The organism is Lichenihabitans sp. PAMC28606 (assembly GCF_020616535.1).
GTDB classification, from domain to species: domain Bacteria; phylum Pseudomonadota; class Alphaproteobacteria; order Rhizobiales; family Beijerinckiaceae; genus Lichenihabitans; species Lichenihabitans psoromatis.
In genome coordinates this window covers 770,331-794,938 of sequence record NZ_CP085136.1, presented here as the reverse complement: position 1 = coordinate 794,938, position 24,608 = coordinate 770,331, and the positions used below count along the sequence as shown (strand labels likewise).

Annotated in this window: 19 protein-coding genes; 13 read left to right on the top strand and 6 right to left on the bottom strand. The window is 63.4% G+C overall.

Annotated features, from left to right (window positions below; genetic code table 11):
• The first annotated feature begins 121 nt into the window (after nt 1-121).
• The 3 genes from LGH83_RS03720 (at nt 122) to lipA (ending at nt 1,866) form a co-directional block, all read left to right on the top strand.
• The gene (locus LGH83_RS03720) at nt 122-373 is read left to right on the top strand and encodes a GlsB/YeaQ/YmgE family stress response membrane protein (protein WP_227400660.1); all 252 of its coding nucleotides are present in this window, start codon (nt 122-124) and stop codon (nt 371-373) included.
• 84 nt (nt 374-457) lie between these two features.
• Nucleotides 458-739, top strand: a complete 282-nt coding sequence (locus tag LGH83_RS03715; protein WP_227400659.1) for a GlsB/YeaQ/YmgE family stress response membrane protein — start codon at nt 458-460, stop codon at nt 737-739.
• A gap of 143 nt (nt 740-882) precedes the next feature.
• Nucleotides 883-1,866 carry a lipoyl synthase gene (gene lipA, locus LGH83_RS03710; RefSeq protein WP_131117478.1) on the top strand — a complete coding sequence of 328 codons (984 nt, stop codon included), beginning with the start codon at nt 883-885 and terminating at the stop codon, nt 1,864-1,866.
• A gap of 25 nt (nt 1,867-1,891) precedes the next feature.
• On the opposite strand, the gene mdoH is transcribed toward lipA, so the two are convergent.
• Both mdoH and LGH83_RS03700 read right to left on the bottom strand, forming a co-directional pair.
• Nucleotides 1,892-4,084, bottom strand: a complete 2,193-nt coding sequence (mdoH, locus tag LGH83_RS03705) for a glucans biosynthesis glucosyltransferase MdoH (RefSeq protein WP_227400658.1) — start codon at nt 4,082-4,084, stop codon at nt 1,892-1,894.
• A complete protein-coding gene (locus LGH83_RS03700) occupies nt 4,072-5,634 on the bottom strand; it encodes a glucan biosynthesis protein (protein WP_227400657.1) in 1,563 nt (520 codons plus the stop codon). The genes mdoH and LGH83_RS03700 overlap by 13 nt, the downstream gene beginning before the upstream one ends.
• 279 nt (nt 5,635-5,913) lie before the next feature.
• Between LGH83_RS03700 and glmU the strand changes: the two genes are divergently transcribed.
• The 6 genes from glmU to LGH83_RS03670 all read left to right on the top strand — a co-directional run bounded on the left by glmU (nt 5,914) and on the right by LGH83_RS03670 (nt 14,145).
• A complete protein-coding gene (glmU, locus tag LGH83_RS03695) occupies nt 5,914-7,221 on the top strand; it encodes a bifunctional UDP-N-acetylglucosamine diphosphorylase/glucosamine-1-phosphate N-acetyltransferase GlmU (RefSeq protein ID WP_264479134.1) in 1,308 nt (435 codons plus the stop codon).
• 79 nt (nt 7,222-7,300) lie between these two features.
• Nucleotides 7,301-9,127: a glutamine--fructose-6-phosphate transaminase (isomerizing) gene (gene glmS, locus LGH83_RS03690; protein WP_227400655.1), complete on the top strand. Its 1,827-nt coding sequence runs from the start codon at nt 7,301-7,303 to the stop codon at nt 9,125-9,127.
• A 77-nt stretch (nt 9,128-9,204) separates the two neighbouring features.
• On the top strand, nt 9,205-10,659 hold the full coding sequence (locus LGH83_RS03685; protein ID WP_227400654.1) for a lipopolysaccharide biosynthesis protein: 1,455 nt from the start codon (nt 9,205-9,207) through the stop codon (nt 10,657-10,659).
• A complete protein-coding gene (locus LGH83_RS03680; protein ID WP_227400653.1) occupies nt 10,626-11,543 on the top strand; it encodes a glycosyltransferase family 2 protein in 918 nt (305 codons plus the stop codon). Before LGH83_RS03685 ends, LGH83_RS03680 begins: the two co-directional genes overlap by 34 nt.
• Before the next feature lie 156 nt (nt 11,544-11,699).
• Nucleotides 11,700-12,467, top strand: a complete 768-nt coding sequence (locus LGH83_RS03675; protein ID WP_264479133.1) for a L,D-transpeptidase family protein — start codon at nt 11,700-11,702, stop codon at nt 12,465-12,467.
• A gap of 154 nt (nt 12,468-12,621) precedes the next feature.
• Nucleotides 12,622-14,145: an ATP-binding protein gene (locus LGH83_RS03670; protein ID WP_227400652.1), complete on the top strand. Its 1,524-nt coding sequence runs from the start codon at nt 12,622-12,624 to the stop codon at nt 14,143-14,145.
• Nucleotides 14,146-14,155: 10 nt separating this feature from the next.
• Here LGH83_RS03670 and recG read toward each other — a convergent pair whose 3' ends face one another.
• The gene (recG, locus tag LGH83_RS03665; protein ID WP_227400651.1) at nt 14,156-16,258 is read right to left on the bottom strand and encodes an ATP-dependent DNA helicase RecG; all 2,103 of its coding nucleotides are present in this window, start codon (nt 16,256-16,258) and stop codon (nt 14,156-14,158) included.
• 108 nt (nt 16,259-16,366) lie between these two features.
• On the opposite strand from recG, the gene LGH83_RS03660 reads away from it, so the two are divergent.
• On the top strand, nt 16,367-16,663 hold the full coding sequence (locus LGH83_RS03660) for a succinate dehydrogenase assembly factor 2 (RefSeq protein WP_131117452.1): 297 nt from the start codon (nt 16,367-16,369) through the stop codon (nt 16,661-16,663).
• Entirely contained in the window at nt 16,656-20,228 is a 3,573-nt protein-coding gene (gene mfd / locus LGH83_RS03655; protein WP_227400650.1) for a transcription-repair coupling factor, read from the top strand. Before LGH83_RS03660 ends, mfd begins: the two co-directional genes overlap by 8 nt.
• A gap of 49 nt (nt 20,229-20,277) precedes the next feature.
• Here the strand turns inward: mfd and LGH83_RS03650 are convergent, their stop codons facing one another.
• Genes LGH83_RS03650 through LGH83_RS03640 form a run of 3 tightly spaced genes read right to left on the bottom strand, consistent with a single transcriptional unit; the run spans nt 20,278 to nt 21,694 of the window.
• The gene (locus LGH83_RS03650) at nt 20,278-20,790 is read right to left on the bottom strand and encodes a hypothetical protein (RefSeq protein ID WP_227400649.1); all 513 of its coding nucleotides are present in this window, start codon (nt 20,788-20,790) and stop codon (nt 20,278-20,280) included.
• Nucleotides 20,790-20,996 carry a TOBE domain-containing protein gene (locus LGH83_RS03645; protein ID WP_227400648.1) on the bottom strand — a complete coding sequence of 69 codons (207 nt, stop codon included), beginning with the start codon at nt 20,994-20,996 and terminating at the stop codon, nt 20,790-20,792. The genes LGH83_RS03650 and LGH83_RS03645 overlap by 1 nt, the downstream gene beginning before the upstream one ends.
• Before the next feature lie 56 nt (nt 20,997-21,052).
• On the bottom strand, nt 21,053-21,694 hold the full coding sequence (locus tag LGH83_RS03640) for a TetR family transcriptional regulator C-terminal domain-containing protein (protein WP_227400647.1): 642 nt from the start codon (nt 21,692-21,694) through the stop codon (nt 21,053-21,055).
• Between the two features lie 121 nt (nt 21,695-21,815).
• Between LGH83_RS03640 and LGH83_RS03635 the strand changes: the two genes are divergently transcribed.
• Together LGH83_RS03635 and hydA are read left to right on the top strand one after the other, a co-directional pair.
• Complete coding sequence (locus LGH83_RS03635) at nt 21,816-23,060, top strand: Zn-dependent hydrolase (RefSeq protein WP_131117437.1); 1,245 nt, start codon at nt 21,816-21,818, stop codon at nt 23,058-23,060.
• 68 nt (nt 23,061-23,128) lie between these two features.
• Nucleotides 23,129-24,556, top strand: a complete 1,428-nt coding sequence (gene hydA, locus LGH83_RS03630; protein WP_227400646.1) for a dihydropyrimidinase — start codon at nt 23,129-23,131, stop codon at nt 24,554-24,556.
• The last annotated feature ends 52 nt before the right edge of the window (nt 24,557-24,608 follow it).

Genomic DNA, 24,608 nt, shown 5'->3' with positions numbered 1-24,608 from the left:
GGGTCATCGGGCCTTTCGATCCCTCCGCCACCACTCGTATTTTTATGTCGAGCGACTTCGCATATAGAAGCCGCTCAACCTTGCCGCACGGTCATCGTGTCGCGATTTCCGGAAGCCAAAGATGTTCGAAGCTCATAGCCTGATCACCGTCCTGTTCGTCGGCCTCGTGGCTGGCTGGCTTGCCAGCCTCATCATGGGTGGCGGAGGCTTGATCCGCGATCTCATCACGGGCTTGATCGGTGCTTTTGTGGGAAGCTTGATCGTGCATGGCTTCGGCGTGCCCCTCCCGATCCATAATCCGCTGATTGCCGATATCGTGATTTCGACGATCGGCGCGGTGGTTGTGGTCGCGATCGCCCGGATCGTGGCCTGACGGTCAAACCCCCGTCGTGCTCTTCAGCTAGGCGAGCTTAGGCCGCGCGGACGTTCCACAGCTGCGTGTTGTTGGAGGGGAACAATGGATCAACCGCTTGCCGTGATGGGAACGCCGGGCATCGGGTTTCTGTCGCTGATCGTTCTTGGCGGCCTAGCCGGATGGATCGCCGGGATGATCGTTGGCTCACGTCACTGGCTGTTCACCAATATTCTCATCGGCATCGCGGGCTCCTACATCGGCTCCAATCTGGCCCGTGTGTTGAACTTCGGCCTGGTCGGATCGATCGACTACTTCGTCGCGGCCTTGGCCGGCTCGGTCATCCTCCTCATCGTGTGGCGCGCGCTTCATCCCGCGCAAGTCTGACAGAAGCGCTACGGTTGCGGTAAACTTGCGGCGCGTCGCGCGGGGCTTATATCGGCCATGCGGCACGAGATAGTGTTGCAACCCAAATGATGGGCTAAGCTGACGACCTCAGCTGCCCGCAAGCAAGAAGCATCGAACGCCCCATGGTTTTGGTTCTCGATCTCCTCGGCAAGGATGCGCGCTCCAAGACGGAGAGCGCGCGCCATCCCGAGAAAGCGCATCGGCCCGATCAACCGGTGTTGCGGAAGCCTGATTGGATTCGTGTCAAGGCGCCCGGATCGCCGGCTTATGCCGAAACCAACCGGATCGTCCGTCAACATGGTCTGGTCACGGTCTGCGAGGAGGCGGGCTGCCCGAACATCGGCGAGTGCTGGGAAAAGAAGCACGCGACCTTCATGATCATGGGGGACACCTGCACTCGGGCCTGCGCGTTCTGCAACGTGAAGACAGGCCTACCCGGCGCTCTCGATGCGGATGAACCCGCCAAGATCGGCGATGCGGTCGCCAAGCTCGGTCTGGGGCATGTGGTCATCACCTCGGTTGACCGTGACGATCTTGCCGATGGCGGGGCCGCGCATTTCGCAGCCGTGATCGCGGCCATTCGCGTCGCGGCACCGACCACGACGATCGAGATCCTCACGCCCGACTTCCTCCGCAAGCCCGGCGCGATCGAGACCGTCGTGGCGGCTAAGCCGGACGTGTTCAATCACAATCTCGAAACCGTGCCGTCGCATTACCTGAGCGTCCGGCCCGGCGCGCGTTATTTTCACTCGATTCGGCTGTTGCAGAAGGTCAAGGAGCTCGACGCCTCCATCTTCACGAAATCCGGCATCATGGTGGGGCTGGGCGAGCAGCGGAACGAGGTCTTGCAACTGATGGACGACCTTCGGTCCGCCGATGTCGACTTCCTGACGATTGGGCAATATCTACAACCAACCAAAAAGCATCATCCCGTGATGTCGTTCGTGACGCCGGATGAGTTCAAAGCTTATGCCAGCATTGCCACCGCCAAAGGGTTTCTGCTCGTCTCGGCGTCGCCGCTGACGCGGTCGTCGCATCATGCGGGCGAAGACTTTGCTCGCCTACGTCTGGCCCGCGCGAAAGCGATCGGACCGTCGGCGACCTAACGCGCTCCGCCAAGCCGAGTCTCGGTCAGTCGTTCGTCAGGGCTTGCTCGCGCTGACCGCCCAATCGCACCATCATGTCGATCAAGGCGCGGTCCGTCAGCACGGCTGTACGTTCCTTCCGCTTAAGCCAGGAGCAAGCCTCGTCGATCGTCGCGGCCTCGGTCAGCTTAGCGGCCGCCATGGCGCGCTCGATATCGACATCGCCACGTTTGCGCGACGGGACAACCGGCAGGAAGGCCTCGTGAATGTCACGAAACGACGGGTCGTCATAGATGGCGAGCAGGCCATCCGCGTCGTCGTAGCCGGTGCGGGCGAGATCGAGAGCCAAAGCATTCGCACGCTGCGCGATGGGCGGAACAGACGTTTCCTCGGGCGTCATCAGCAGGCCGAGACGTTTGAGAAAGAGGCCGACCGACAATTGTCCGCTGGCCCAGGACAGCACGATCGCGAGTAGCAGTCCGGCGACCGTGGGCGACATCCAAGCGACGAGCGACGGCGAAATCAGAAGACCGGCCGCCAGGGTCGCTGCACCGAGCACGACATGCGAACGGTGACGGCGCACGATGTCGCGCATGGGGATCGAGCCGTCGTCGCGCCGCTGCGGACTCCAACCCGTATCCCGCCCGAACAGGATCTGCATAACGGAGCCGGATTGCACCAGCATCATGATCGGCGCCAGCAGGGCCGACATGATGACCTCCAGTAGTGCCGAGAGGATCAACCGGATTGCGCCGCCGCTGGCCCGGCGGATTGGCGTCTGGACGATCGCGATGATGAGGCCGAAAAGTTTCGGCGCCAAAAGAAATCCCATCGTGATCGCGAAGAGGTCCAGGGCGCGTTGCGCGTCGAAACGGGGCCATGCCGGAAACAGCGAGAAATCCTGCGTGAAATATTCTGGCCGAATATAGGTCGATTGCAGCACCAGCACGATACCGACCAGCAATTGCGCCATCCACAGCGGTGAGGCCATGTAGCCCATGATGCCGTTGGCAAAATGCTGCCGAGACGCAAGGTGGAAGCCGCGTGCGAACATCACCCGGATATGCTGCAGATTCCCCTGGCACCAGCGCCTGTCACGAATGCCGACGTCGATCAGCGAGGGGGGGCTCTCCTCAAAGCTGCCGCCAAGAACCGGCAGCATCGTCACGCCGTAGCCGGCACGGCGGATCAGCGCCGCCTCGACGAAATCATGGCTGAGGATGTGGCCGCCGAACGGAGGCCGTCCGCGCAGGTCGGGCAGCCCGCAATGCGCCGCGAAGGCTGCCGTTCGGATGATGGCATTATGGCCCCAGTAATTGCCGTCGCGCCCCATCCACACGGCCAAGCCGGCCGCGATGACCGGGCCATACACGCGAGCCGCGAATTGCTGGAGGCGAGCGAATAGCGTGTTGCGGTTGATGATGAGCGGCAGCGTCTGAATGATGCCCGCATCCTGATCGGCTTCCATAGCCGAGGCCAAGCTGACGATCGAATGGGCCGTCATCAGGCTATCGGCATCCAGCACGACCATATGCTCGTAAGCGCCTCCCCAGCGGGTGACGAAATCTGCGATATTGCCGGCCTTCCGGCTCGTATTCTTCGGTCGATGGCGATAGAAAACGCGGCCTTTGCCGCGCAGCCGTTCCCGCAGCGCCACATAGGCCCGCTCCTCCGCGATCCACACATCCGGATCGGTGGTGTCGGAGAGCAGAAAATAATCGAAATGCTGGCCAACTCCGGTGCGGGCCACATCCTCGCAGATCGCCTGAAGCGCGCCGAACACCCGCGCAGTTGCCTCATTGTAGATCGGCATGACGATGGCGGTCTGGGCCGACAAAGACGACGGCAAGTCGGGGGTTTTCGGCGCGAAGAACAGCAGCCAGACGAAACCGACGACCGAACTCGCGAACGACAGAGCGATCCAGGAGAAATTTGCCACGAACAGGACCAGCAAAACCCATTCGAGCAGGGTGACACCGCCGACATCGACCACCCGATACATTTGCCACGTGCCATAGGCCGTGATCGCAAGGCCGCCGCCGAACACGACCAGACGCGACAACCACGGAATCGTGCGGTTGCGCGCTTCCTGCCAGGAGCGACGGGTTGATTTGTCGAATCGGGACAGGGACTGAACCGGCATGGCAAGCGGCTGCTCGGCGGGCATCGACGGCTGCATGCGCCGGCTTCGCTCGGCCGGTTCCGCCGCGGCTTGGTCTTCGCCTGCTACGCTGTCCATCTGTAAAGCCAAGTCTCACTCACAGGTTTGCCGTTGTTTTCGAGCGCCAACCGCAACTCGGACAGATTTTCGCTTGCGGGGTCGAGTTCGAACAGCAGGCGATAGGTTTTGTTAGGCTGCGACACGAACGTCCGCAGCAAGGCGATCGTCCCCACCGAACTCGATAGCGCGGGTTTCAGATCCGCGACCTGTTTCGCGTCGGCGAAGATGTCGCCCGTGAATTCGACCAGGAAGCGCCGACGTTTGCCCGACGCGCCTTTGCCCTGGCGCGTCTCCGTCACGATCGCGAGGGAAGGCCGCTCGACCGGCGTCCAACACCAGGATTGCCGATAGGAGAGCGCCATTTCGGTGTTGGCCTGCAATGGCGCCTTCGGCCGCCAGAAGCAGACAATATTCTCGTTGATCTCGGCATCGGACGGAATTTCGACCAGGACGACGTTGCCCTCGCCCCAATCGCTGAGCGGCTCGATCCACAGCGAAGGGCGAAGCTCCCAATGCTGATCGTCGTCCTGGAACTGCGCGAACCGTCGTTCGCGCTGCAACATGCCGAAACCGCGCGGGCTATTGTTGATGAAGGACGAAATCTGCAGCGTCTCGCGATTGGACACCGGCCGCCACAGCCATTCGCCGTTGGTGTTGTGGATCTGCAGGCCGCCGGTTTCGTAGACGCCCTCGCGCAGATCGTCGCGGTTGCGTCGGTTGGCTGGGCCGAAGAACGACATCCCCGCCATGGTGCCAAGCCCGACACCGTCGACGATCGCGCGGGTGAACAAGGTGCATTCGGTGTCGATGATGGTGATGTCGCCCGGCCGCAGCGTGAAGCGATAGGCGCCCGTCATGCTTTCGCTATCGACCAGGGCATGCAGCACGAGTGCGTTATTGGCCAGCGTCGGGCGTTCGATCCAGACCGCCCGAACCATGGGGAATTCCTCCCCCTTGGGATCCGCGGTGCGGATCGATAGCGCGCGGGCCGTCACACCGAAGTTCTGTCCTCGCGCGATCGCTCGGAAGAAACTCGCGCCTTGAAAGATCGCGACTTCGTGAAAACCGTCCGGTCCCATCGGCTGCAGCACGCGGAAACCGGAAAAGCCGATATCCGGAATGGTACTCGGGACCTGCAAGCCACCGAAGTCGAAACGCGACGGGTCATAGCCGAGCCGTCGCGCTTTGCCGTTCTCGACGACGTTGATCTCCATCGGGGCCGAGAAAAGGAAGCCGCGATGCAGCGGTTCGAGCGCGAAACCGACGTTATCGCCGGCCCATGTCGCAGATCCGGGCTGGGGCCGGATCGCCACATATTTCTCGTACGGCAGTTTGGCGAATGGCGCCGGAAGATCCGTATCGAGAGCCACAAAGGGCTTCTTGGCCAGATCGCGCGCCCGATCGACGATCGACGCGGCGTCGAAATTCGGGATTGGGGCGGATGACGCCGTCGAACTGCCGGCCGTCGTGGCCGGAGGCGTGGGCTGTGTCGACTGAGCGAGGGCACCCGATGCTGTCGCACCGATGCTCAACGCGGCCAATTTCAGAACATCTCGACGTATGATCATCAATGAGACTGGCGCTTCGTCACTGGTGCTTCGGGGAGCCGAGACCCCGAATTTGCGGACCGGCCAAGGCACTCTATAACCGAATTTATTGCGGCAGCGAGGCGTTTTTGAACCGTTGTTGCGACGGATCGGCGAGGGTTCGAACCGTAGGATCGCGAGTGTGTTCGCAAGCGCACACTCGGCACGTCAACGCGGGTGAGGGAGGGTGTCATAAGCCAAGTTGGTCAGACCGAAAGGCGCTGCATCGCGGTCATCCTCGCGGCAGGCGAAGGTACCCGCATGAAATCGGCAAAGCCGAAGGCGCTGCATGGGATCGCGGGCCGTTCGATGCTGTCTCATGTGGTCGCAGCCGCTCAAGCCATGGGCGCCGATCATCTTGCGGTCGTGGTGGCGCCCGGCCGCGACGCGGTGATTCAAGAGATCCGCGCGATCGCACCGGACGCCACGATCGTGCTCCAGCACGAGCGACGCGGAACCGCTCATGCGGTTCTAAGCGCGCGTGACGCGATCGGCGTCGATTTCGATGATCTGGTCGTGCTCTATGCCGACGTCCCGTTGATCCGGCCCGACACTCTTGGCCGACTTCGCGCCGCTCTGGCCGATGGGAGCGCCGTGGCCACCTTGGGCTTCAAGGCCGCCGACCCGACCGGCTATGGGCGTCTCGTCCAATCAGTGGACGGGTCGCTGACGGCCATTCGAGAGCAGAAGGATGCGACGCCGGGCGAACGCGCCATCGATCTGTGTAATTCCGGGCTCATGGCGCTCGACGGAACGATCGCGGTTCGACTGCTCAGCAGCATCGGTTGCGACAACGCCCAAGGCGAATTCTACCTGACCGACGTCGTGGAAGCGGCCGTGGCAGAGGGGCGACACTGCGCCGTGACGATCACGGACGAAGCGGAAGTGCAGGGCGTCAACGATCGGGTGCAACTGGCGGCGGCCGAGCGCTCGATGCAGGCGCGGCTGCGTGAGGCGGCCATGCGGGGCGGTGCGACGCTGGTTGCGCCCGATACCGTCTTTCTGTCGTACGACACTGTCCTCGGCCGGGATGTCGTGGTGGAGCCGCAATGCTGGTTCGGACCCGGTGTGTCGGTCGGCGACGGCGCCGCCATCCATGCCTTCTCATACCTCGAGGGCGCCACGATCGCGTCCGGCGCCTCCGTGGGTCCCTATGCCCGCCTGCGACCGGGCGCGGCGATCGGCGAGAACGCCAAGGTCGGCAATTTCGTCGAGATCAAAAATGCTGAGATCGAGCGTGGCGCGAAAGTCAGCCACTTGAGCTATATCGGGGACGCCACGGTCGGGTCCGGGGCCAATATCGGCGCCGGAACCATCACCTGCAATTATGATGGCTTCAACAAGGCGCGGACGATCATCGGCGCAGGGGCATTCGTCGGGTCCAACTCCGCGTTGGTGGCGCCTGTAACGATCGGCGAGGGCGCGTTTATCGGCTCCGGGTCGGTCATTACCGACGATGTCGCGCCCGATGCTCTGGCGATCGGACGCGGTCGGCAGATCGCCAAAGCCGGATGGGCCGAAACGTTTCGGGCTGAGCAAAAAGCCCGTAAAGCGAAGCCAAGACCTTAAGGGTTCATCAAGCGCAGCGGACTTGTATGAAGGCTTGAGCCGTGGGCTTCGGCCGCGAGAGCAGTGGAGTGGGTCTCAGATGTGCGGCATCGTCGGAATTCTCGGAACGGGTCCGGTCGCTCCGCAACTCGTCGACGCGTTGAAGCGGCTCGAATATCGCGGCTACGATTCGGCTGGGATCGCGACGCTCGAGGATGGCGTGCTGACGCGCCGCCGGGCGCAGGGCAAGTTGAAGAATCTCGAACTGCGCCTGTCCGAAGCGCCGTTACGCGGCGCGATCGGCATTGGCCATACACGCTGGGCGACGCATGGCCGGCCGACCGAGACTAACGCGCATCCACATGCCAGCGACCGGCTCGCCGTCGTTCATAACGGCATCATCGAGAATTTCCGTGAACTCCGCGCAGAATTGTCGGCCAAAGGTCACGTCTTCGCGACCGAGACCGACAGCGAGGTGGTGGCCCATCTCGTGACGGACCTGATGGATGGTGGTCTTCAGCCGACCGATGCCGTTCTGGCGGCTCTGCCGCGCCTCAAGGGCGCGTTCGCGCTCGCCTTTCTGTTCAACGGCGAGGCCGATCTGCTGATCGGCGCGCGGCAGGGCGCTCCTCTGGCGGTCGGATATGGCGACGGCGAGATGTATCTCGGCTCCGACGCTTTGGCACTCGCACCCTTCACCGAGGAGGTGGCCTATCTCGAGGAGGGCGACTGCGTCGTGCTGTCTCATACGTCGGCGACGTTTTGGGACGTGTCCGGCGCGCGCGTGGTCCGCCAGCGGCAGAGAAGCCTCGCCAGCGCCTTTCTGATCGACAAGGGCAACTACCGCCACTTCATGGCGAAGGAGATCCACGAGCAGGCCGAGGTCGTCGGCCGCACGCTAGCCCATTACCTCGATATGTCGGACGCGTCGGTCAACCTGCCGTTCGAGCTCCCATTCGATCTCGGCAGCGTCGAACGCATCACCATCTCGGCTTGCGGCACCGCCTATATGGCCGGTCTGGTCGCGAAATACTGGTTCGAGCGGATCGCGCGCGTGTCGGTCGACATCGATGTCGCGTCCGAGTTCCGGTATCGCGAGGCACCCCTCCCGCCGCGCGGCGTCATGATCGTCGTGTCGCAATCGGGCGAAACCGCCGACACGCTTGCCTCGCTCCGCTACGCTAAGCAGAACGGCCAGCGGATTATCGGCGTCGTCAATGTCGCGACATCGAGCATGGCGCGTGAGAGTGACGTTGTGGCGCAAACGCTGGCTGGTCCCGAGATCGGCGTGGCGTCCACCAAGGCATTCACGTGCCAGCTCGCCGTGCTGGCCTGCCTGGCGCTGGCGATCGGCAAGGCGCGCGGCACGCTCGATCGGGCGGAGGAGCGCCGCTTGGTCAACGCTTTGATCGCCGTGCCGGGTCTGATCGCCGAAACTATGAAATGCGAGCCGCAGATCGAGACCATCGCGCGCGATCTGTCGCGCGCTAGGGATGTGCTCTATGTCGGCCGTGGCACCAGCTACCCGCTGGCGCTCGAAGGCGCGCTGAAGCTCAAGGAACTCTCCTACATCCACGCCGAGGGCTATGCGGCGGGCGAGTTGAAACACGGCCCCATCGCGCTGATAGATGAGACGATGCCGGTCATCGTGATCGCGCCGCCGGATCCGGTCTTCGAGAAGACCGTCTCGAACATGCAGGAGGTCGCGGCGCGGGGCGGACGGATCATTTTGATCGGCGATCGCGAGGCGACGCGCGCGGCTTCGGTGGCGGTCGAGGCCGCCGTCGCGATGCCGGCCATGGATGCGACATTCACACCGATCGTCTATGCGGTGCCGGTGCAATTGATCGCCTATCATACCGCCGTTTTCATGGGGAAGGATGCCGATCAGCCCCGCAACCTCGCCAAATCCGTCACGGTCGAATAGCCGGCGCGCGGCTGGTGTAACCTCGGCTTCACGCCTCGACCGATAAACTCAGGGTCGCGTTCTTTCGAGGCGGCCTTTTGATCATCGTCCTGACCTTCATGCTGAACGCCGGCCTTAACTTCCTGCTCGGGCTGGCGGTGGCGGCGGTCCTTGGCCCCGAGCAATACGGACGCTTCGCCGTGGCCGCGATGGTCGCGATCGTGATCGGCACGGCGGCGTTCGATTGGCTCCGCTTGTCGGCAACGCGCTTTTACACGGAGGCGGCCCGCGCCGCCGACCCCGAGCTTCGCGCGAGCCTCGAAGTTGCGTATGCGGGCCTCGGCTTTGCGCTGCTGGTCGCTGCCGCCCTGGTGATCGCTCTTCAGGTCGACGTCGGTTTATCGGCCGCCATGCTGGCCGCTACGGTCGCGGCAGCGATCTGCAACACGCGGTTCGATTATACGGCGGCGCTGGCCCGCGCGCGGTTTCTCGATCGGACCTATTCCGTGCTGGTCGTCACCAAGAACGTTGCGTCCTTCGGGCTGATGATCGGGGCCGCCTTCTGGTTTAAAAATGCCGCAGCCGTGATGGCGGCGCTCGCGCTCAGCGGCGCTCTAGCGATCCTCCCGGCACGATCAATCCTGTTGGATCATGGCGTCGGCTTGCGGGGCGCCACACGATCGAGGGTCGTGGCTTTCGCGCATTATGGCTTTCCGATCGTGACCGCCAATGTGATCTATCAGGTCATCGTGTTGGTGAACCGCGGCGCGGCCGCCGCGCATTTGGGGTTCGCCGACGCGGGCCAGTTGTCGCTCGCAACCGATATGAGCATCCGCCTTCTGCTCGCGGTTGGGGCGGCGCTCGACGTCTATCTATTTCAACTCGTCGTGCGGCGCGATGCGACCCACGGGCGAGCCGCCGCGCATGAGCAAATCGTCCGCAACATGCTGATCGTAACGGCCGTTCTCGTGCTGCTCGCGGTCGGCTATGTGATGGCCATGCCGGCGTTCGAGCTGCTTGTCGTGCCGCCCCGCTTCCGCGCCGACTTCGGCCCCGTGAGCCTCGTTTTGACCCCGGGGATCCTGGCGTTCTGCCTGGTCAATTTCGCTCTCAACCCGGTCTTCCAAATCGAGGGGCAGACCCGGCTCGTCGTCGTCGCGGCTGCGGCGGCGCTCGCGGTCGACCTCGGCGGCCTTGCGCTCCTGTCGCCTCACAGCGGCGTTCTCTCCTATGCGATCGTGCATGCCGTCAGCCTGCTGGTTGGTTTCGGGCTCGCCGCCATCTTCGCGTTGCGGCATCCCTCCTGCCGGCCGCCTCTGCGCGATCTTGCCGCCATCGGGCTCGCGGCGGCGCTCGCAGCGATGGTGATTTGGCCAACCCGATCGATCGGCGAGCCGGTTGTCGCACTCGCGGCTGCCATGATCGGTGGCACGTCGATCTATCTTCTCACCCTCTACCTCGCGGACGTGGCCGGCTTGCGCGATCTGTCACACCTCATCATGCGGTGGGTGTTTCGCGCATGCCGAAAGCCGCAAGCTGGGCCGACCGCATGATCGACGCGCCGCTGCCGCAAACCGTCGCGGTTCTGATCGCGACGCGAGGACGCCCGGCCATCCTCAAGACGGTCCTGGCGCTGGTCGCCGCGCAAACCCGCGTGCCAGATCGCATCGTCGTCGCCGCAACCGAGGAGGCTGACGTCGTCGGTCTCGATCTCGCGTCGGGCGTGACGGTGACGTTCGGACCGGCGGGTCTGACCCGGCAACGCAACCGGGCTTTGGCGACGGCGGCCGGCATCGATCTCCTGATTTTTTTCGACGACGACTTTCTCGCATCTCGGTTTTGGGTCGAGCGCGTCTTGGCGGCCTTCGCGTCCCATCCCAATCTCGTGGCGCTGACCGGCGCGGTGCTGGCCGATGGCATCAAGTCGGCTGGCATCACGTCGGAGGTCGGCCTAGCGATGCTGGCGAAACGTGACGGATCGCCGCTCGAAACGAGCGCGCTGCAGGACGGTATCGGCCCCTACGGCTGCAACATGGCCTTCCGCGCCAGCGCGATCACGGGGCTGCGGTTCGATGAACGTCTGCCGCTCTATGGCTGGCTGGAAGATGCCGATTTCGGTGCGCTCGCGGCACGGCGCGGGATTGTGGCGCGAGCCGAGGACTTGTGCGGCATTCACCTCGGTCACAAGCCCGGCCGCGTCTCCGGCAAGCGGCTCGGCTATTCGCAGATCGTCAACCCCATCTATCTGGCGCGCAAAGGCACCGTGCCGATCGGCTTTGCGGCCAAGCTCATGACCAAGAACATTGTGGCCAACGCGCTGAAATCTCTGGCGCCGGAACCCTGGATCGATCGGGCAGGGCGGCTCCGCGGCAATCTCGTCGGGATTGCCGACATTCTCCGTGGTCGCGTCACGCCCGAGCGGGCCGCCAAGCTTTAGGGTTTCTTATCTCTGATCCTATTCGGTCGGCTTTTAAGACAGAGTTCGGGTTTACCCGCCACGATGTGTCCGTGATCGGCGCTTAGGCCGGTCGAAAGAAACGAAAGCGGGGCCTGTCGCGACGCGATGGCGCGCCGAAATACGGGTTGTAAGCGTATGAGTTTTCCAATTCCGCTGCCGCACCGGCGCGGTCCAGCCAAGCTTCTGGCGGCGCTGCTGGTGTTTTTGGCTTTGGCCGGCTGCGCCGGGCAACTCGAAACCGTCCGCACCGGCACCGTTTCGCCTGCGACGCTCGAGACCATGAATCAGCTGAACATGGATCGCCGCGCCCCGATCCTGGTCCGCATTTTCAAGGAAGAGAAAGTTCTGGAGGTCTGGAAGCAGGACCGTTCCGGGCGGTATCGTCCGCTGAAATACTATGAGGTCTGCCGCTACTCCGGCGTGCTCGGCCCGAAGAAGCAGGAAGGCGATCATCAGGCGCCGGAGGGTTTCTATGCCGTCGCGCCGGGGCAGATGAACCCCAAGTCGCGCGAATATCTGTCGTTCAACATCGGCTATCCGAACGCCTTCGATCAATCGCTCGGCCGCACGGGCGACTCGCTGATGGTGCATGGCGGTTGCCGATCGGTCGGCTGCTACGCGATGACCAACGAGCAGATCGAGGAAATTTATGGGCTGGCCTATGAGGCGTTTGCCGGTGGCCAAATGGAGTTCCAGATCCAGGCCTATCCGTTCCATATGACGGCCGCGAACCTGCAGCGCCACGCCACCGACCCGAACCTGCCGTTCTGGCTCAATCTGAAGACCGGAAGCGACCTCTTCGAGGCCACCAAGACGCCGCCGCAAGTCGGGGTGTGCAACGGGCGCTACATGTTCGGGGCTGCAGCGGCGGGCGTCTGCACCGTGCCGCCACGCGCATCCTGAGATGGCGACTGCTGAAAACCCGTGGATAGTGGGGCGTTCGGCTATGCCGGCGCTAGCGTGGCGCGAGCGGTGCGGTTAACCCTGCGATCGTGCGGACCAGCGACCCAACCATCGACCTGCCGTTGACCTTGCGCCCTGATCGCGAGACCCCGCCATGAGGATCGACATCGATCTCGGCATGACATCGGGGCAGGGCGCAGGCGGCCCCGCGACGCTCGATCTCGAGGAGCTTCTGGCGACCCGTCTGCTGGTCCAGGGTAATTCTGGGTCGGGCAAGTCTCACCTTTTGCGGCGGTTGCTCGAACAAAGCGCGCCGCATGTGCAGCAGCTGATCGTCGATCCCGAGGGCGATTTCGTCGGCCTCGCAGACCGGTTCGGCCATGTGGTTGTGGACGGCAACCGGAGCGTCTCCGACCTCGAATGTATCGCGGCGCGGGTTCGCCAGCATCGCGTCTCCGCCGTGCTGAACCTCGAAAGCCTCGACGCCGAGAACCAGATGCGGGCCGCCGCCGTGTTTCTCAACGCGTTGTTCGATGCCGAGCGGGACTATTGGTTTCCGATGCTGGTCGTGGTCGACGAGGCGCAATTATTCGCGCCGGCAGTTTCGGGCGACGTGGCGGAGGATGCTAGAAAGGCGTCCCTAGGCGCGATGACCAATCTCATGTGCCGCGGCCGCAAGCGCGGTCTGGCCGGGGTGATCGCGACGCAGCGGCTCGCCAAGCTCGCCAAGAACGTCGCGGCGGAAGCCACGAACTTTCTGATGGGACGCACCTTTCTCGATATCGACATGGCGCGCGCCGCCGATCTGCTCGGGCTCGAGCGGCGACAGGCTGAGGTCTTTCGGGAATTGCAGCGCGGCCATTTCGTGGCGCTCGGCCCGGCCCTGTCGCGTCGCCCGCTGTCGATCCGCGTCGGGTCTGTCGAAACGCAGGCACGGGCCGGGACGCCGTTATTGACGCCGTTGCCCGGTCAGAGCACCGAGGATGCGCGCGACCTCATTCTGGCGCCCGTGCGGACCGAACCCGGCCGCGCGGTGGCCGAACGCCGCGTGTCGGCTCCGCCTCCGCCCTCGATGAACCAGATCCTGGAACAGATCGTCCGGGACCGGCCGCCCGAACCCGTCGAGGATGAAGCGTCGCTTGCGCTCTCGACCGAGGAGCGCGAGCAGGCCTGCCGGGTGATCGCCTACGACATCCTCGCCGATCCCGACGCCTCGTTCCGCCCTGAGGCGGTGCTATATCAAGATTTCGTGGTTCGGTGCCGCATCAAGAAGATCGGCGGCGGCCCGATGCCGCTGCCCGAGTTCAAGCTGCATTTGAACGTTGCGCGGGCCGGAGTCGATCCGGCGGCTGTAGACCTCAGCGAGTGGAGCCGGGCGATCGCGGTGGCGAGACAGATCCCGGACGATCTACAGGCGTCGTTCCTGATCCTCGCCGGCGCTGCTTTGCTGGACGTTGCTTGCCCATCGGATCTCGAAATCTCGCGCCGCTGCGGCCATCATTCAGCAGGCCGGGCGCGAAGCCGGATCGGTCACCTCGAAAAGCGCGATCTCGTGGTCATGCGGACCGACATGAGCGGCCAGCGATCCGCCGTGCTCCCCGACCTTGGTTGGGAGACCCGGCCGGGCGACAGCAACGGGCCAGCCATGCCACAGGTGGCACGCGACGCGGCTGAATGATCCAGCGGCTTCATCCGGCTTCGATCAATCGCACCGCCGCGTCACGCTCGAACAGATAGAGCAAACGTCGCATCGCTTCGCCGCGCGGCGTTTTCAAGCTTGGGTCGGTCGCATAGAGATCGGCCGCATCCTGCCGCGCCTCGGTCAGCAGCTTGGCGTGATGGTCAAGGCTGGCGACCCTGAAGGAGGGCAGGCCGGATTGGCGGGTGCCGATCAACTCCCCTTCGCCGCGCAATCGCAGATCTTCCTCGGCGATGCGGAAGCCATCCTCCGTTTCGCGCATCGTCATGATCCGGGCTCCGGACGTTTCGCCGAGCGGCGCCTTATAGAGCAGCAGACAGGAGGATCGCGCCTGCCCGCGCCCGACACGCCCCCGAAGCTGATGCAGTTGAGCGAGACCGAACCGCTCGGCATGTTCGATCACCATGATCGAAGCTTCGGGCACGTCGATGCCGACCTCGATGACGGTCGTGGCAACCAAAATACGGGCCTCGCCGCTGGCGAAGTCCGCCACGGCCGCATCCCGCTCGGCCGGTTTCATCTGACCATGGACCAGCCTCACCTTGTCGCCGAAAACCTGACACAGGGTCTCGAACCGCTCCTCGGCCGCCACGAGATCGACCTCCTCGCTTTCGGTCACGAGTGGACAGACCCAATAGACGCGCGCCCCCTCCTCGATCGAGCGCTGCATGGCGGCCACGACCTCGCTCAACCGTTCGATCGGGGCGGCGCGGGTCTCGATCGGCTGTCGGCCAGCCGGCTTTTCGCGCACGGCCGACACGTCCATGTCGCCGAACACCGTCATGACAAGCGTGCGCGGAATGGGCGTCGCGGTCATCAGGAGCATGTCGGCGGAGCGACCCTTTTCGGTGAGGGCAAGCCGCTGGGCGACCCCGAACCGATGCTGCTCGTCCACGACGATCAGGCCGAGATCCTGAAACACCACGCTGTCCTGAAACAGCGCATGCGTGCCGATCACGAGCGCGATGGCGCCATTCGCCAGGCCTTCGAGCGTTTTGGCCCGCTCGGAAGCCTTGTCGCGTCCCGTCAGCAGCGCCACCGTTATTCCGGCATAGGCCCCGAGGGTCGTTAAACGCTCGAAATGCTGCCGCGCCAAGATTTCGGTCGGGACCATCAGCGCAGTCTGATGTCCGGCCTCGATCGCGGTTGCCATCGCCAACAGTGCTACGATCGTCTTGCCAGATCCCACATCGCCTTGGAGCAGGCGGAGCATCCGCTTGGGCCCCGCCATGTCGGCGCGGATCTCGGCGAGAGCCTCCTCTTGGCCGGCGGTCAGGCGGAACGGCAGCGCAGCCAGGATGCGATCGGACGCGACCCCCGTGCCGATCGTCGGTCGACCGTTGTTGTCACGCATGCGCCCGCGTACGGTCGCCAGCGCGAATTGGCTCGCCAGCAATTCGTCATAGGCGAGCCGCTGCATTGGCTGCGATTGCGGGTCGAGCACCGATGGTGATGTCGGGTAATGCACGGCCAGCAGCGCGTCCGCAAAGCTCGGCCATCCCAGCAGAATGGCGCGATTGGGCTCCAACCATTCGGGTAGATCCGGCATGCGGCCGACCGCCGCCTCGACGGCTTTCGTGAGGATGCGCGGATAGAGACCGTCGGTCAGGCCATAGATCGGTTCCACCGCCGGAAGCGCCTTCAGACCTTCCTCGTCCATCACCCGATCGGGATGCACCATCTGTAGGTGACCGTCCCAGGATTCGAGCTTGCCGGAGACCCAGCGGGTCGTGCCGATCGGCAATGCTTTTTCGACCCAGGCGAAATTGTTGAGGAAGAACACCAGCGTTACGTCGCCGGTATCGTCCTCGATCAGCACTTTATACGGCGCTCTCCCGCGCGTGTTGCCTGGAGGGTGATGGGCCGTGACACGGCCTTCGATTACGACGACCGCGTCCCGCGCTGCATCCCGGATCTTGGGTCGGGCACGCCGGTCGATCGTCGCGTGCGGCAGATGCAGCAGCAGATCGATCACGCGGGCGGGCTGGCCCTTGCGCCCCAGCAGTCTGTCGAGCAGCGCGCCGGTCTTCGGTCCGATGCCACGCAGAGCCGACGCGGCGGCAAACAAAGGGTTGAGATCAGCTGGTCGCATGCACCGAGGTCGTTGTCCCGTGGGAACGCCCGCTGGCAACCCGGACCCTTTCGGCTATATACGCCCTACGGGCGACGCTCAACCGTCGTGGCACGAAGGAATATGGACATGTCGGCTTTGGACCCGACGGACGCCGATGAGAGCGTTCGGCGGCGGCGCCTCGTTTTTCGGGCTTGGCATCGCGGGACGCTTGAAATGGATCTCATCATGGGTCGGTTCGCCGATGCCCATGCGGCGACGCTATCGCTCGAGGAAATCGATACCTTCGAAGCGTTGATGGATGCGCCGGATGGCGAAATCTTTCATTGGATCACGGGCTCGGTCGAGACACCTGGCAATTACGACACCGCACTGTTGCACCGCATCCGCGCCTTTCATGTCTCCACAGGTCCGATCCATGGCTAATGCCACACGGTTGGCGACGCGCCCGAACGCGGCTGCGCCGTCCTCGCTTCTCGATGTCGCACGGATCATCAAGCAGATCGGCACAGGTGGCGACGTCACGCTGTCGCACGTTCCCGACGGGTTCGATGCCTTTGTGGCCGCCGACCTCATTCGGGCGCTGGCACGAGGCGGCAAGGAGCGCCCGGTCGTGCTGATGCATGTGGCGCGTGAAGGGCAGCGGGCACTAGCGTTTCGCGAGGCGTTGGCCTTTGCGGCGCCCGATGTCGAGATTCTCGATTTTCCTGCCTGGGACTGCCAGCCTTACGATCGTGTCTCGCCGCAAAGCGCGATCGAGGCGCGTCGCATGACCGTGCTGTCGCGGCTGTCGCGAACAAAATCCGCCCCGGAGCGGCCGCGTATTTTGTCGACCACCATCAGCGCCTTGTTGCAGCGTGTGCCGCCCCGCAAGTCGGTGGCAGCCGAGAGCTTTTCGGCGGCGCCGGGCAATTCGGTCGCGACTGATGACCTCGTGGCGTGGCTCGAGACCAATGGCTTCCTGCGGTCAGGAACGGTGCACGATACGGGCGAATATGCGGTGCGGGGCGGCATTCTCGATCTCTTCGCGCCTGGCATGACGCAACCGGTGCGGCTCGACTTCTTCGGCCATACGCTGGAATCGATCCGCTCGTTCGATCCGGAGACGCAGCGCTCGACCGGGCAATTGCGGGCGCTTGATCTCGTTCCAATGAGCGAAGTGCAACTCACCACCGATTCGATGCGGCGGTTCCGCCAAGCTTACGTCACGGCCTTTGGCGCGCAGACACGGGGCGACCAGCTCTACGAGGCTGTCAGCGAGGGGCGCCGCCACCAGGGCATGGAGCATTGGCTTCCGCTCTTCTACGACAACATGGATACGCTGCTGGATTACGTGGACGGCTGCCCTGTGCTGCTCGACCCGCTCGCCGAGGATGTCGCGACCGAACGGTTCAAGATCATCATCGATCACCACGAGGCGCGGGACTCGGCTCAAAACAAGCCGATGGCCACCATTTACAAGCCGTTGCCGGCCGATGCGCTCTATTTGTCCGAGACGGAGTGGAAGAAGCGCCTCGCCGATGTTCCTGTGTTGCGGGTGACGCCGTTCGATGCGCCGGACGATGCCAAGACGCCGACGATTGATTGCGGCGGACGGGCTGGCAGGAATTTCGCGCCGGAGCGGGCCGACGAGAGCGCCAACGTCTTCGATGCGGCGCTGGCGCATGTGCGCGCGCTTCAGGCCGACGATAAGACCATCATAATGGCCGGGCTCAGCGACGGCTCGCGCGAACGGCTGCGGACGGTGCTGGCCGAGCATGGCCTGAAGAAGACCGAGCCGGTGTCCTCGCTCAGTCAGGCGTTGGGTCTGCCCAAAACCAGCGTGGCCTTCGCGGTCGTCGGTCTTGAACAAGGCTTCGAGGCCGGCAGTCTCGTGGTCGTCAGCGAACAGGACATTCTCGGCGACCGGCTGATCCGCAACCGCAAGAAATCCCGCCGCGCGCAGGACTTCCTGCAGGACGTGTCGGCGCTATCGGCCGGCGATCTCGTGGTTCATGTCGACCACGGCATCGGCCGTTTCGTGGGCCTGCAGACCATCGCGGTCGGCGGCGCGCCGCATGATTGCCTCGAATTGCATTATGCGGCGGGCGACAAGCTGTTCCTGCCGGTCGAGAACCTCGAACTGCTGTCGCGCTACGGCAACGAGGATAACGACGCGGCGCTGGATCGGTTGGGCGGTGCAGGCTGGCAGACCCGCAAGGCCAAGATGAAGAACCGCATCCGCGAGATCGCGTATGCGCTCATCAAGATCGCGGCCGAGCGGGCGGTGCGGGTGGCACCGAAGATGCTGCCGCCCGACGGCCTCTACGACGAATTCTGTGCGCGGTTCCCCTATGACGAGACCGAGGATCAAGCCTCCAGCATCGACGCGGTCCTGGACGATCTCGGCTCCGGTCACCCGATGGATCGGTTGATCTGCGGCGACGTCGGCTTCGGCAAGACCGAGGTGGCGCTCAGGGCCGCCTTCACGGCTGCTATCAACGGTGGGCAAGTTGCGGTCGTCGTGCCGACCACGCTCTTGGCGCGCCAGCATTTCAAGACGTTTTCGCAGCGCTTCGCCGGTCTGCCGCTCCGGGTCGCTCAGATGTCCCGCATGGTGACGGCGGCTGAACTCAAGCAGACCAAGGCCGGGGTCGCGGATGGCACGATCGATATCGTGGTGGGCACTCACGCGCTGCTCGGCAAGACGGTGTCGTTCCGAGATCTTGGCCTCGTCATCATCGACGAGGAGCAGCATTTCGGCGTGACCCACAAGGAGCGGCTGAAGGACATGCGCGCCGAAGTGCATGTGCTGACGCTGTCGGCGACGCCGATTCCGCGTACGTTGCAACTTGCCATGACGGGCGTCCGCGATCTCTCCATCATCGCGACACCGCCGGTCGACCGTCTCGCGGTCAGGACCACGATCACGCCGTTCGACGAATTAATGGTGCGCGAGGCGCTGCTCCGCGAGCGCTATCGCGGCGGGCAGTCCTTTTTCGTGTGCCCGCGTATCGAGGATCTGGAGGAGGCGTCCGCCTTCCTGCGGCAGAGCGTGCCGGAGGTGAAATTCGTTATGGCGCATGGCCAGATGGCCGCGACCGAGCTGGAGGCCAAGATGACGGCTTTCTACGAGGGTCAATATGACGTGCTGCTGGCCACCGCGATCGTCGAATCCGGCCTCGACATTCCGCAGGCCAATACGCTGATCGTCAATCGGGCCGACATGTTCGGTCTCGCGGCGCTGTATCAGCTGCGCGGTCGCGTCGGCCGATCGAAAACGCGCGCCTATGCGCTGTTTACCTACCCGACCAACAAGCCGCTGACGACGCAGGCCGAAAAGCGCCTGAAAGTCCTGCAATCACTCGACACGCTCGGCGCGGGCTTCGAACTTGCGAGCCACGATCTCGATATTCGCGGCGCCGGCAATCTCGTGGGCGACGAGCAATCGGGGCACATCAAGGAAGTCGGCTTCGAGCTTTACCAGCAGATGCTGCGCGACGCGATCGATGCGCTACAAGCCGGCGCCACGGAAGACATCGCGGAAGAAGCCTGGTCGCCATCGATTACGGTTGGCGTTCCGGTCACGATTCCAGAGGCTTACGTTCCAGATCTCACGCTTCGCATGAGTCTGTATCGTCGCTTGTCGGCCTTGGATACAGATGAGGACATCGAGAATTTCGGGGCCGAACTGATCGACCGCTTCGGGCCACAGCCCGACGAGGTGCGGCAGTTGCTGAAGCTGATGCAAGTGAAGGCGTTGTGCCGTCGTGCCCACGTCGAGAAAGTGGATGCCGGCCCAAAGGGCGTCGTCATCGGCTTCCGCGACAATTCATTTGTGGATCCGGCCGGGCTAGTGCGCTTCGTGCAGAAGGAAGGCCCTCGCGCCAAGGTGCGGCCGGACATGCGCGTCGCGTTCATGCGCGACTTCGATACGCCTGACGATCGACTGGAAGGCACGCGCGTGATTCTGCGCGCGCTGGTCGGGATTGCCGAGAAGAAAGCGGCCTGAGCGATCGTCTCAGGCCTGTTCGGTGTGTCGGCAGGTTCGTCCTGCCGGTTTACTCAGCTGGCAGCAGGATGAGATTGACGGTCGGTTTGGCTGAATCGCTGATCTCCACAGTCACCGGACCAGGAGCCAGCTTGAAGCGAACGCTCTTGCGGACGCCCGGGCAACCAGCCTTGCCCGAAAACGAGTCGAACCGCAGCTTGGCTCCGTCCTGAACGAGATCGATCCAGGCTTCGTCGGACAGTGTCGCCTGATAAACCCCCGCCGTGATGATCGGTGGCATGGTCAGCACGGCCCCATAAGCCGGGTTTGATTTGGCCGCGCGCGTCGGCGGAACCGGATAGGTGACCCCGGCTTGTGGCACGAGTTGAACGGCTAAGGCTTCGGACAACCCCAGGCCGTTGGCGCCCTGCGGAATAGGCTTCAACGGCGAGGCCGCAAAGGCCTTCTGTTCGCGTGCGACCGGCCATTTGAAAGCCGTGCAGGCGTCCGTGCCTTGTGCGAAAGCGCTTGTCGACGTCGCCAGCAGCGATAGGGCCGCAAGACGGAGGAAGCGGATTTGCATCAATCGATCGCAATCATGACGTCGGAGGATTTCACCACCGCATAGGCATCCATGCCAACTTTCAGGCCGAGATCGTCAACCGCTTCGTTGGTAACCGATGCGGTCACGATCGTCCCATTGACGTCGAGGCGGACATGGGCGGTCGTCTGACCTTTAACGACCTCGACGATTTTGCCCTTTAACTGATTGCGCGCGCTGAGTTTCATGGCTGCGGTCCTGTCCCCGAGACGAGGCTGCCTTGTGGCATGGTGATGGCCTGAAGTCACGGACGCTCGATCAGGATACCGCCAAGAATCGTCTCGACGACCTGCCGTTTGGCGGCGTCGAACTCGCGTGTCGAGAGATCGTGCCCGCCGTTCAACGTTTTGATCTGATGGGCAAAATCGGCATAATGCTGCGTCGTCGCCCAGATCATGAAGATCAGAGTCTTGGCCGAGAGGGGGCGGAGTTGACCGGCCGCGATCCAGCCATCGATGATCGGCTCGCGCTGCGCCAGCCATGTCTTCAGGGTTGTCTCGAGGAAGTCCTGCACCAGCGGCGCGCCACGCATGATCTCGCTGGCAAAGATGCGGGAGGCGAGCGGAAACTGCCGGGCGAGATCCATTTTGGCCTCGATATAAGCGGTCAGGGCTTGTTCGGCGCTCGCCGCGCGATCGAACGATGCCGCCGCTGCAAGCCAAGCTTCGAGCACGTTGGCCAGCACGGCGCGATACAGCGCTTCCTTGGTCGGAAAATAATAGTGGAGGTTGGATTTCGGCAGACCCGCGCGTTTGGCGATGGCAGCCGTGGTGGCACCCCCGAACCCTTGTTCCGCAAAGACTGATTCCGCAGCCGCCAGAAGAAGCGCCTCGGTTTCGGCTCGACCTGACGACTTTTTTCGCATCAAAGAATGAATTTCGCTCATGAAATCAGCATATCGGCTTTTCGCTCTGAGTTTGCGGGACAGTTTGACCATCTGGTCGAACTTAGACTAGCCTCCGGCAAAGTCCGACCGCAAACCGGATCCATGGAGCCTCGAAGCCAGCATGTCCGATCTCTCCAATCTTCGCGTCGATCCCGTTCGGCTATGGGACAGCCTCATGGAGATGGGCAAGATCGGCGGAACCCCGAAAGGCGGGTGCAATCGCTTGACCCTGACCGACCTCGACAAGCAATCGCGCCACTTGTTCACGACGTGGTGCGAAGCGGCAGGTTTGACGGTCACGGTCGACCAGATGGGCAACATGTTTGCGCGGCGAGCCGGCGAGGACCAAAGCCTGCCGCCCGTGTTGATGGGAAGCCATCTCGACACGCAGCCGACCGGGGGTAAGTTCGACGGCGTGCTCGGGGTGCTCGGGGCTCTCGAGGTCATGCGCTCGATGAACGACATGAAGGTCAAGACGCGCCACCCGGTCGAGATTGCCAATTGGACCAATGAGGAAGGCTCGCGTTACGCGCCCGCCATGATCGCGTCGGGCGTGTTTGCGGGCGCCTACACGCAGGAGCATGCTTATAGCCTGACCGATCGCGACGGCCTGACATTCGGCGATGAACTCGAGCGGATCGGCTTCAAGGGCAGCGAACCGGTCGGCAAGCCGGTCCATGCCTTTTTCGAACTCCATATCGAACAGGGGCCGATTCTCGAAGACGAAGCCATCGATATCGGGGTTGTGACGCACGGGCAGGGCCAGCGCTGGTACGAAATCAACCTGACGGGCTTCGAGAGCCACGCCGGCTCGACCCCGATGGCGCGTCGGCGCGACGCTCTGGTCGGGGCAGCCCGTATCGTCGGTTTGGTCAACGCGATCGGACTTGCTCACCCGCCGCTGGCGGTCTCGACGGTCGGCATGCTGACGCCCTATCCTGGATCGCGGAACGTCATTCCAGGCTCGGTTTTCATGACCTGCGAATTTCGTCATCCGCAAGATGCCGAACTCGATCTGATGGATGCGGCGCTGCGCGAGGGTGTCGCCCGCATCGTCGCCGAGAGCGGTCTCGAAGCAGACCTAAAATGCGTGTTCTCCTATGCTCCAGTTCCCTTCGATGAAACCTGTATCGCGGCTGTGCGGCGCGGAGCCGAGGCTTATGGCTATAGCCATCGCGACATCGTGTCGGGCGCTGGTCATGACGCCTGTTATCTCGCGCGTGTCGCGCCGACCTCGATGATCTTCACGCCTTGCGTCGATGGAATCAGCCATAACGAGGCCGAGAATATCAAGCCGGAATGGGCCAGCGCGGGCGCGCAGGTGCTGATGCATGCCGTGTTGGAAAAGGCTGAGATCGTCGCCTGATCGCGGCGTCTTTGGTTTCAGGTTGGACGACGATAAGACGAAGACGACAAGACGGAGGAGTGGTCGAGATGTCGGTGGTGATCAAGAACGGGACCCTTGTGACGGCCGACCGCACCGTGAAGGCCGATATCCTGATCGAGGGAGAGACGATCGCGGCCATCGGTTTCGACCTCACGGGCGAGACCACGATCGACGCGACCGGTTGTTTCGTGATGCCGGGCGGGATCGACCCGCATACGCATCTCGAAATGCCGTTCATGGGAACCACCACGACGGACGATTACGAGATCGGTACCAAAGCCGCCTTATCGGGCGGCACCACGATGGTGGTGGATTTCTGCATCCCCAACCATGGTCAGCCTTTGATGGAGGCGTTGGCCGATTGGGACCGACGCGGTACGCGGGCCTGTACCGATTATTCGTTCCACATGGCCATCCCGTATTGGACGCCGCAAGTCAGCGCCGACATGGCCAAGGTCGTCGAGCGCGGCGTCACCACGTTCAAATATTTCATGGCCTACAAAGGCGCTTTGATGGTGGACGACGGCGAGATGTTCGCGTCGTTCCAGCGCTGCGCCGAACTGGGGGCGCTGCCCCTCGTTCACGCCGAGAATGGCGAGGTCGTCGCCGCGCTGCAAAAGCATTATCTCGACGCCGGCATCACCGGCCCGGAGGCGCATTCCTATTCGAGACCGCCGGAGGTCGAGGGCGAGGCCGCCAATCGCGCCATCATGTTGGCCGATCAGGCGGGTGTGCCGCTCTACATCGTGCATACGTCGTGCATTCCAGCCCATGAAGCCATTCGGCGGGCCCGTAGCCTCGGCCAGCGCGTTTATGGCGAACCGCTGATCCAGCATCTCCTGCTCGACGACGGCGAGTACCAAAACGCTGATTGGGATCACGCGGCCCGCCGGGTGATGTCGCCGCCGTTTCGCGACAAGTCGCATCAGGACGATCTGTGGAACGGTCTCCGGGCCGGCTCGCTGCAAGTAGTCGCCACCGATCATTGCGCTTTCATGACCGAGCAGAAACGCTTCGGTAAGGATGATTTCACGAAGATCCCGAATGGCACCGGCGGCTTGGAGGATCGCATGCCGCTGCTTTGGACCCACGGGGTTGTGACCGGACGGCTGACCATGAACGAGTTCGTGGCCGTCACCTCGACCAACATTGCCAAGATCTTGAACATCTATCCAAAGAAGGGGGCGATTGAGCCCGGTGCCGACGCCGATCTGGTCATCTGGGACCCTGAAGCCACCAAGACGATCACCGCAGCAAAACAGTTTTCGGCGATTGATTACAACGTGTTCGAGGGATTTGCGTGCAAGGGGCTTCCGCGCATCACCCTCTCGCGCGGTCAGATTGTCTACGAGAATGGCGTGGTGACGGCCGATGCAGGACGCGGGCATTTTATCGCGCGCCAGCCCTTCAGTCCCGTCAACGTCGCGATGCGGACCGCCAAGGCCGACCATGCGCCTCAGCCCGTCAAACGTTGAGGGCGAAAACGCGCTGCAGGCCGCTTGGTTGCGTCGACAAAGTATCAGTCAA

Bases quoted from the DNA above. Each gene is read 5' to 3' on its own strand.
- glmS (WP_227400655.1), top strand. From the start codon at position 7,301: ATGTGCGGCATCGTCGGAATTCTCGGAACGGGTCCGGTCGCTCCGCAA.
- LGH83_RS03670 (WP_227400652.1), top strand. From the start codon at position 12,622: ATGAGGATCGACATCGATCTCGGCATGACATCGGGGCAGGGCGCAGGC.
- LGH83_RS03715 (WP_227400659.1), top strand. From the start codon at position 458: ATGGATCAACCGCTTGCCGTGATGGGAACGCCGGGCATCGGGTTTCTG.
- recG (WP_227400651.1), bottom strand. From the start codon at position 16,258: ATGCGACCAGCTGATCTCAACCCTTTGTTTGCCGCCGCGTCGGCTCTG.
- hydA (WP_227400646.1), top strand. From the start codon at position 23,129: ATGTCGGTGGTGATCAAGAACGGGACCCTTGTGACGGCCGACCGCACC.
- mdoH (WP_227400658.1), bottom strand. From the start codon at position 4,084: ATGGACAGCGTAGCAGGCGAAGACCAAGCCGCGGCGGAACCGGCCGAG.
- LGH83_RS03640 (WP_227400647.1), bottom strand. From the start codon at position 21,694: ATGAGCGAAATTCATTCTTTGATGCGAAAAAAGTCGTCAGGTCGAGCC.
- LGH83_RS03635 (WP_131117437.1), top strand. From the start codon at position 21,816: ATGTCCGATCTCTCCAATCTTCGCGTCGATCCCGTTCGGCTATGGGAC.
- LGH83_RS03650 (WP_227400649.1), bottom strand. From the start codon at position 20,790: ATGCAAATCCGCTTCCTCCGTCTTGCGGCCCTATCGCTGCTGGCGACG.
- LGH83_RS03675 (WP_264479133.1), top strand. From the start codon at position 11,700: ATGAGTTTTCCAATTCCGCTGCCGCACCGGCGCGGTCCAGCCAAGCTT.
- lipA (WP_131117478.1), top strand. From the start codon at position 883: ATGGTTTTGGTTCTCGATCTCCTCGGCAAGGATGCGCGCTCCAAGACG.
- LGH83_RS03720 (WP_227400660.1), top strand. From the start codon at position 122: ATGTTCGAAGCTCATAGCCTGATCACCGTCCTGTTCGTCGGCCTCGTG.
- mfd (WP_227400650.1), top strand. From the start codon at position 16,656: ATGGCTAATGCCACACGGTTGGCGACGCGCCCGAACGCGGCTGCGCCG.
- LGH83_RS03700 (WP_227400657.1), bottom strand. From the start codon at position 5,634: ATGATCATACGTCGAGATGTTCTGAAATTGGCCGCGTTGAGCATCGGT.
- glmU (WP_264479134.1), top strand. From the start codon at position 5,914: ATGAAATCGGCAAAGCCGAAGGCGCTGCATGGGATCGCGGGCCGTTCG.
- LGH83_RS03645 (WP_227400648.1), bottom strand. From the start codon at position 20,996: ATGAAACTCAGCGCGCGCAATCAGTTAAAGGGCAAAATCGTCGAGGTC.
- LGH83_RS03680 (WP_227400653.1), top strand. From the start codon at position 10,626: ATGCCGAAAGCCGCAAGCTGGGCCGACCGCATGATCGACGCGCCGCTG.
- LGH83_RS03660 (WP_131117452.1), top strand. From the start codon at position 16,367: ATGTCGGCTTTGGACCCGACGGACGCCGATGAGAGCGTTCGGCGGCGG.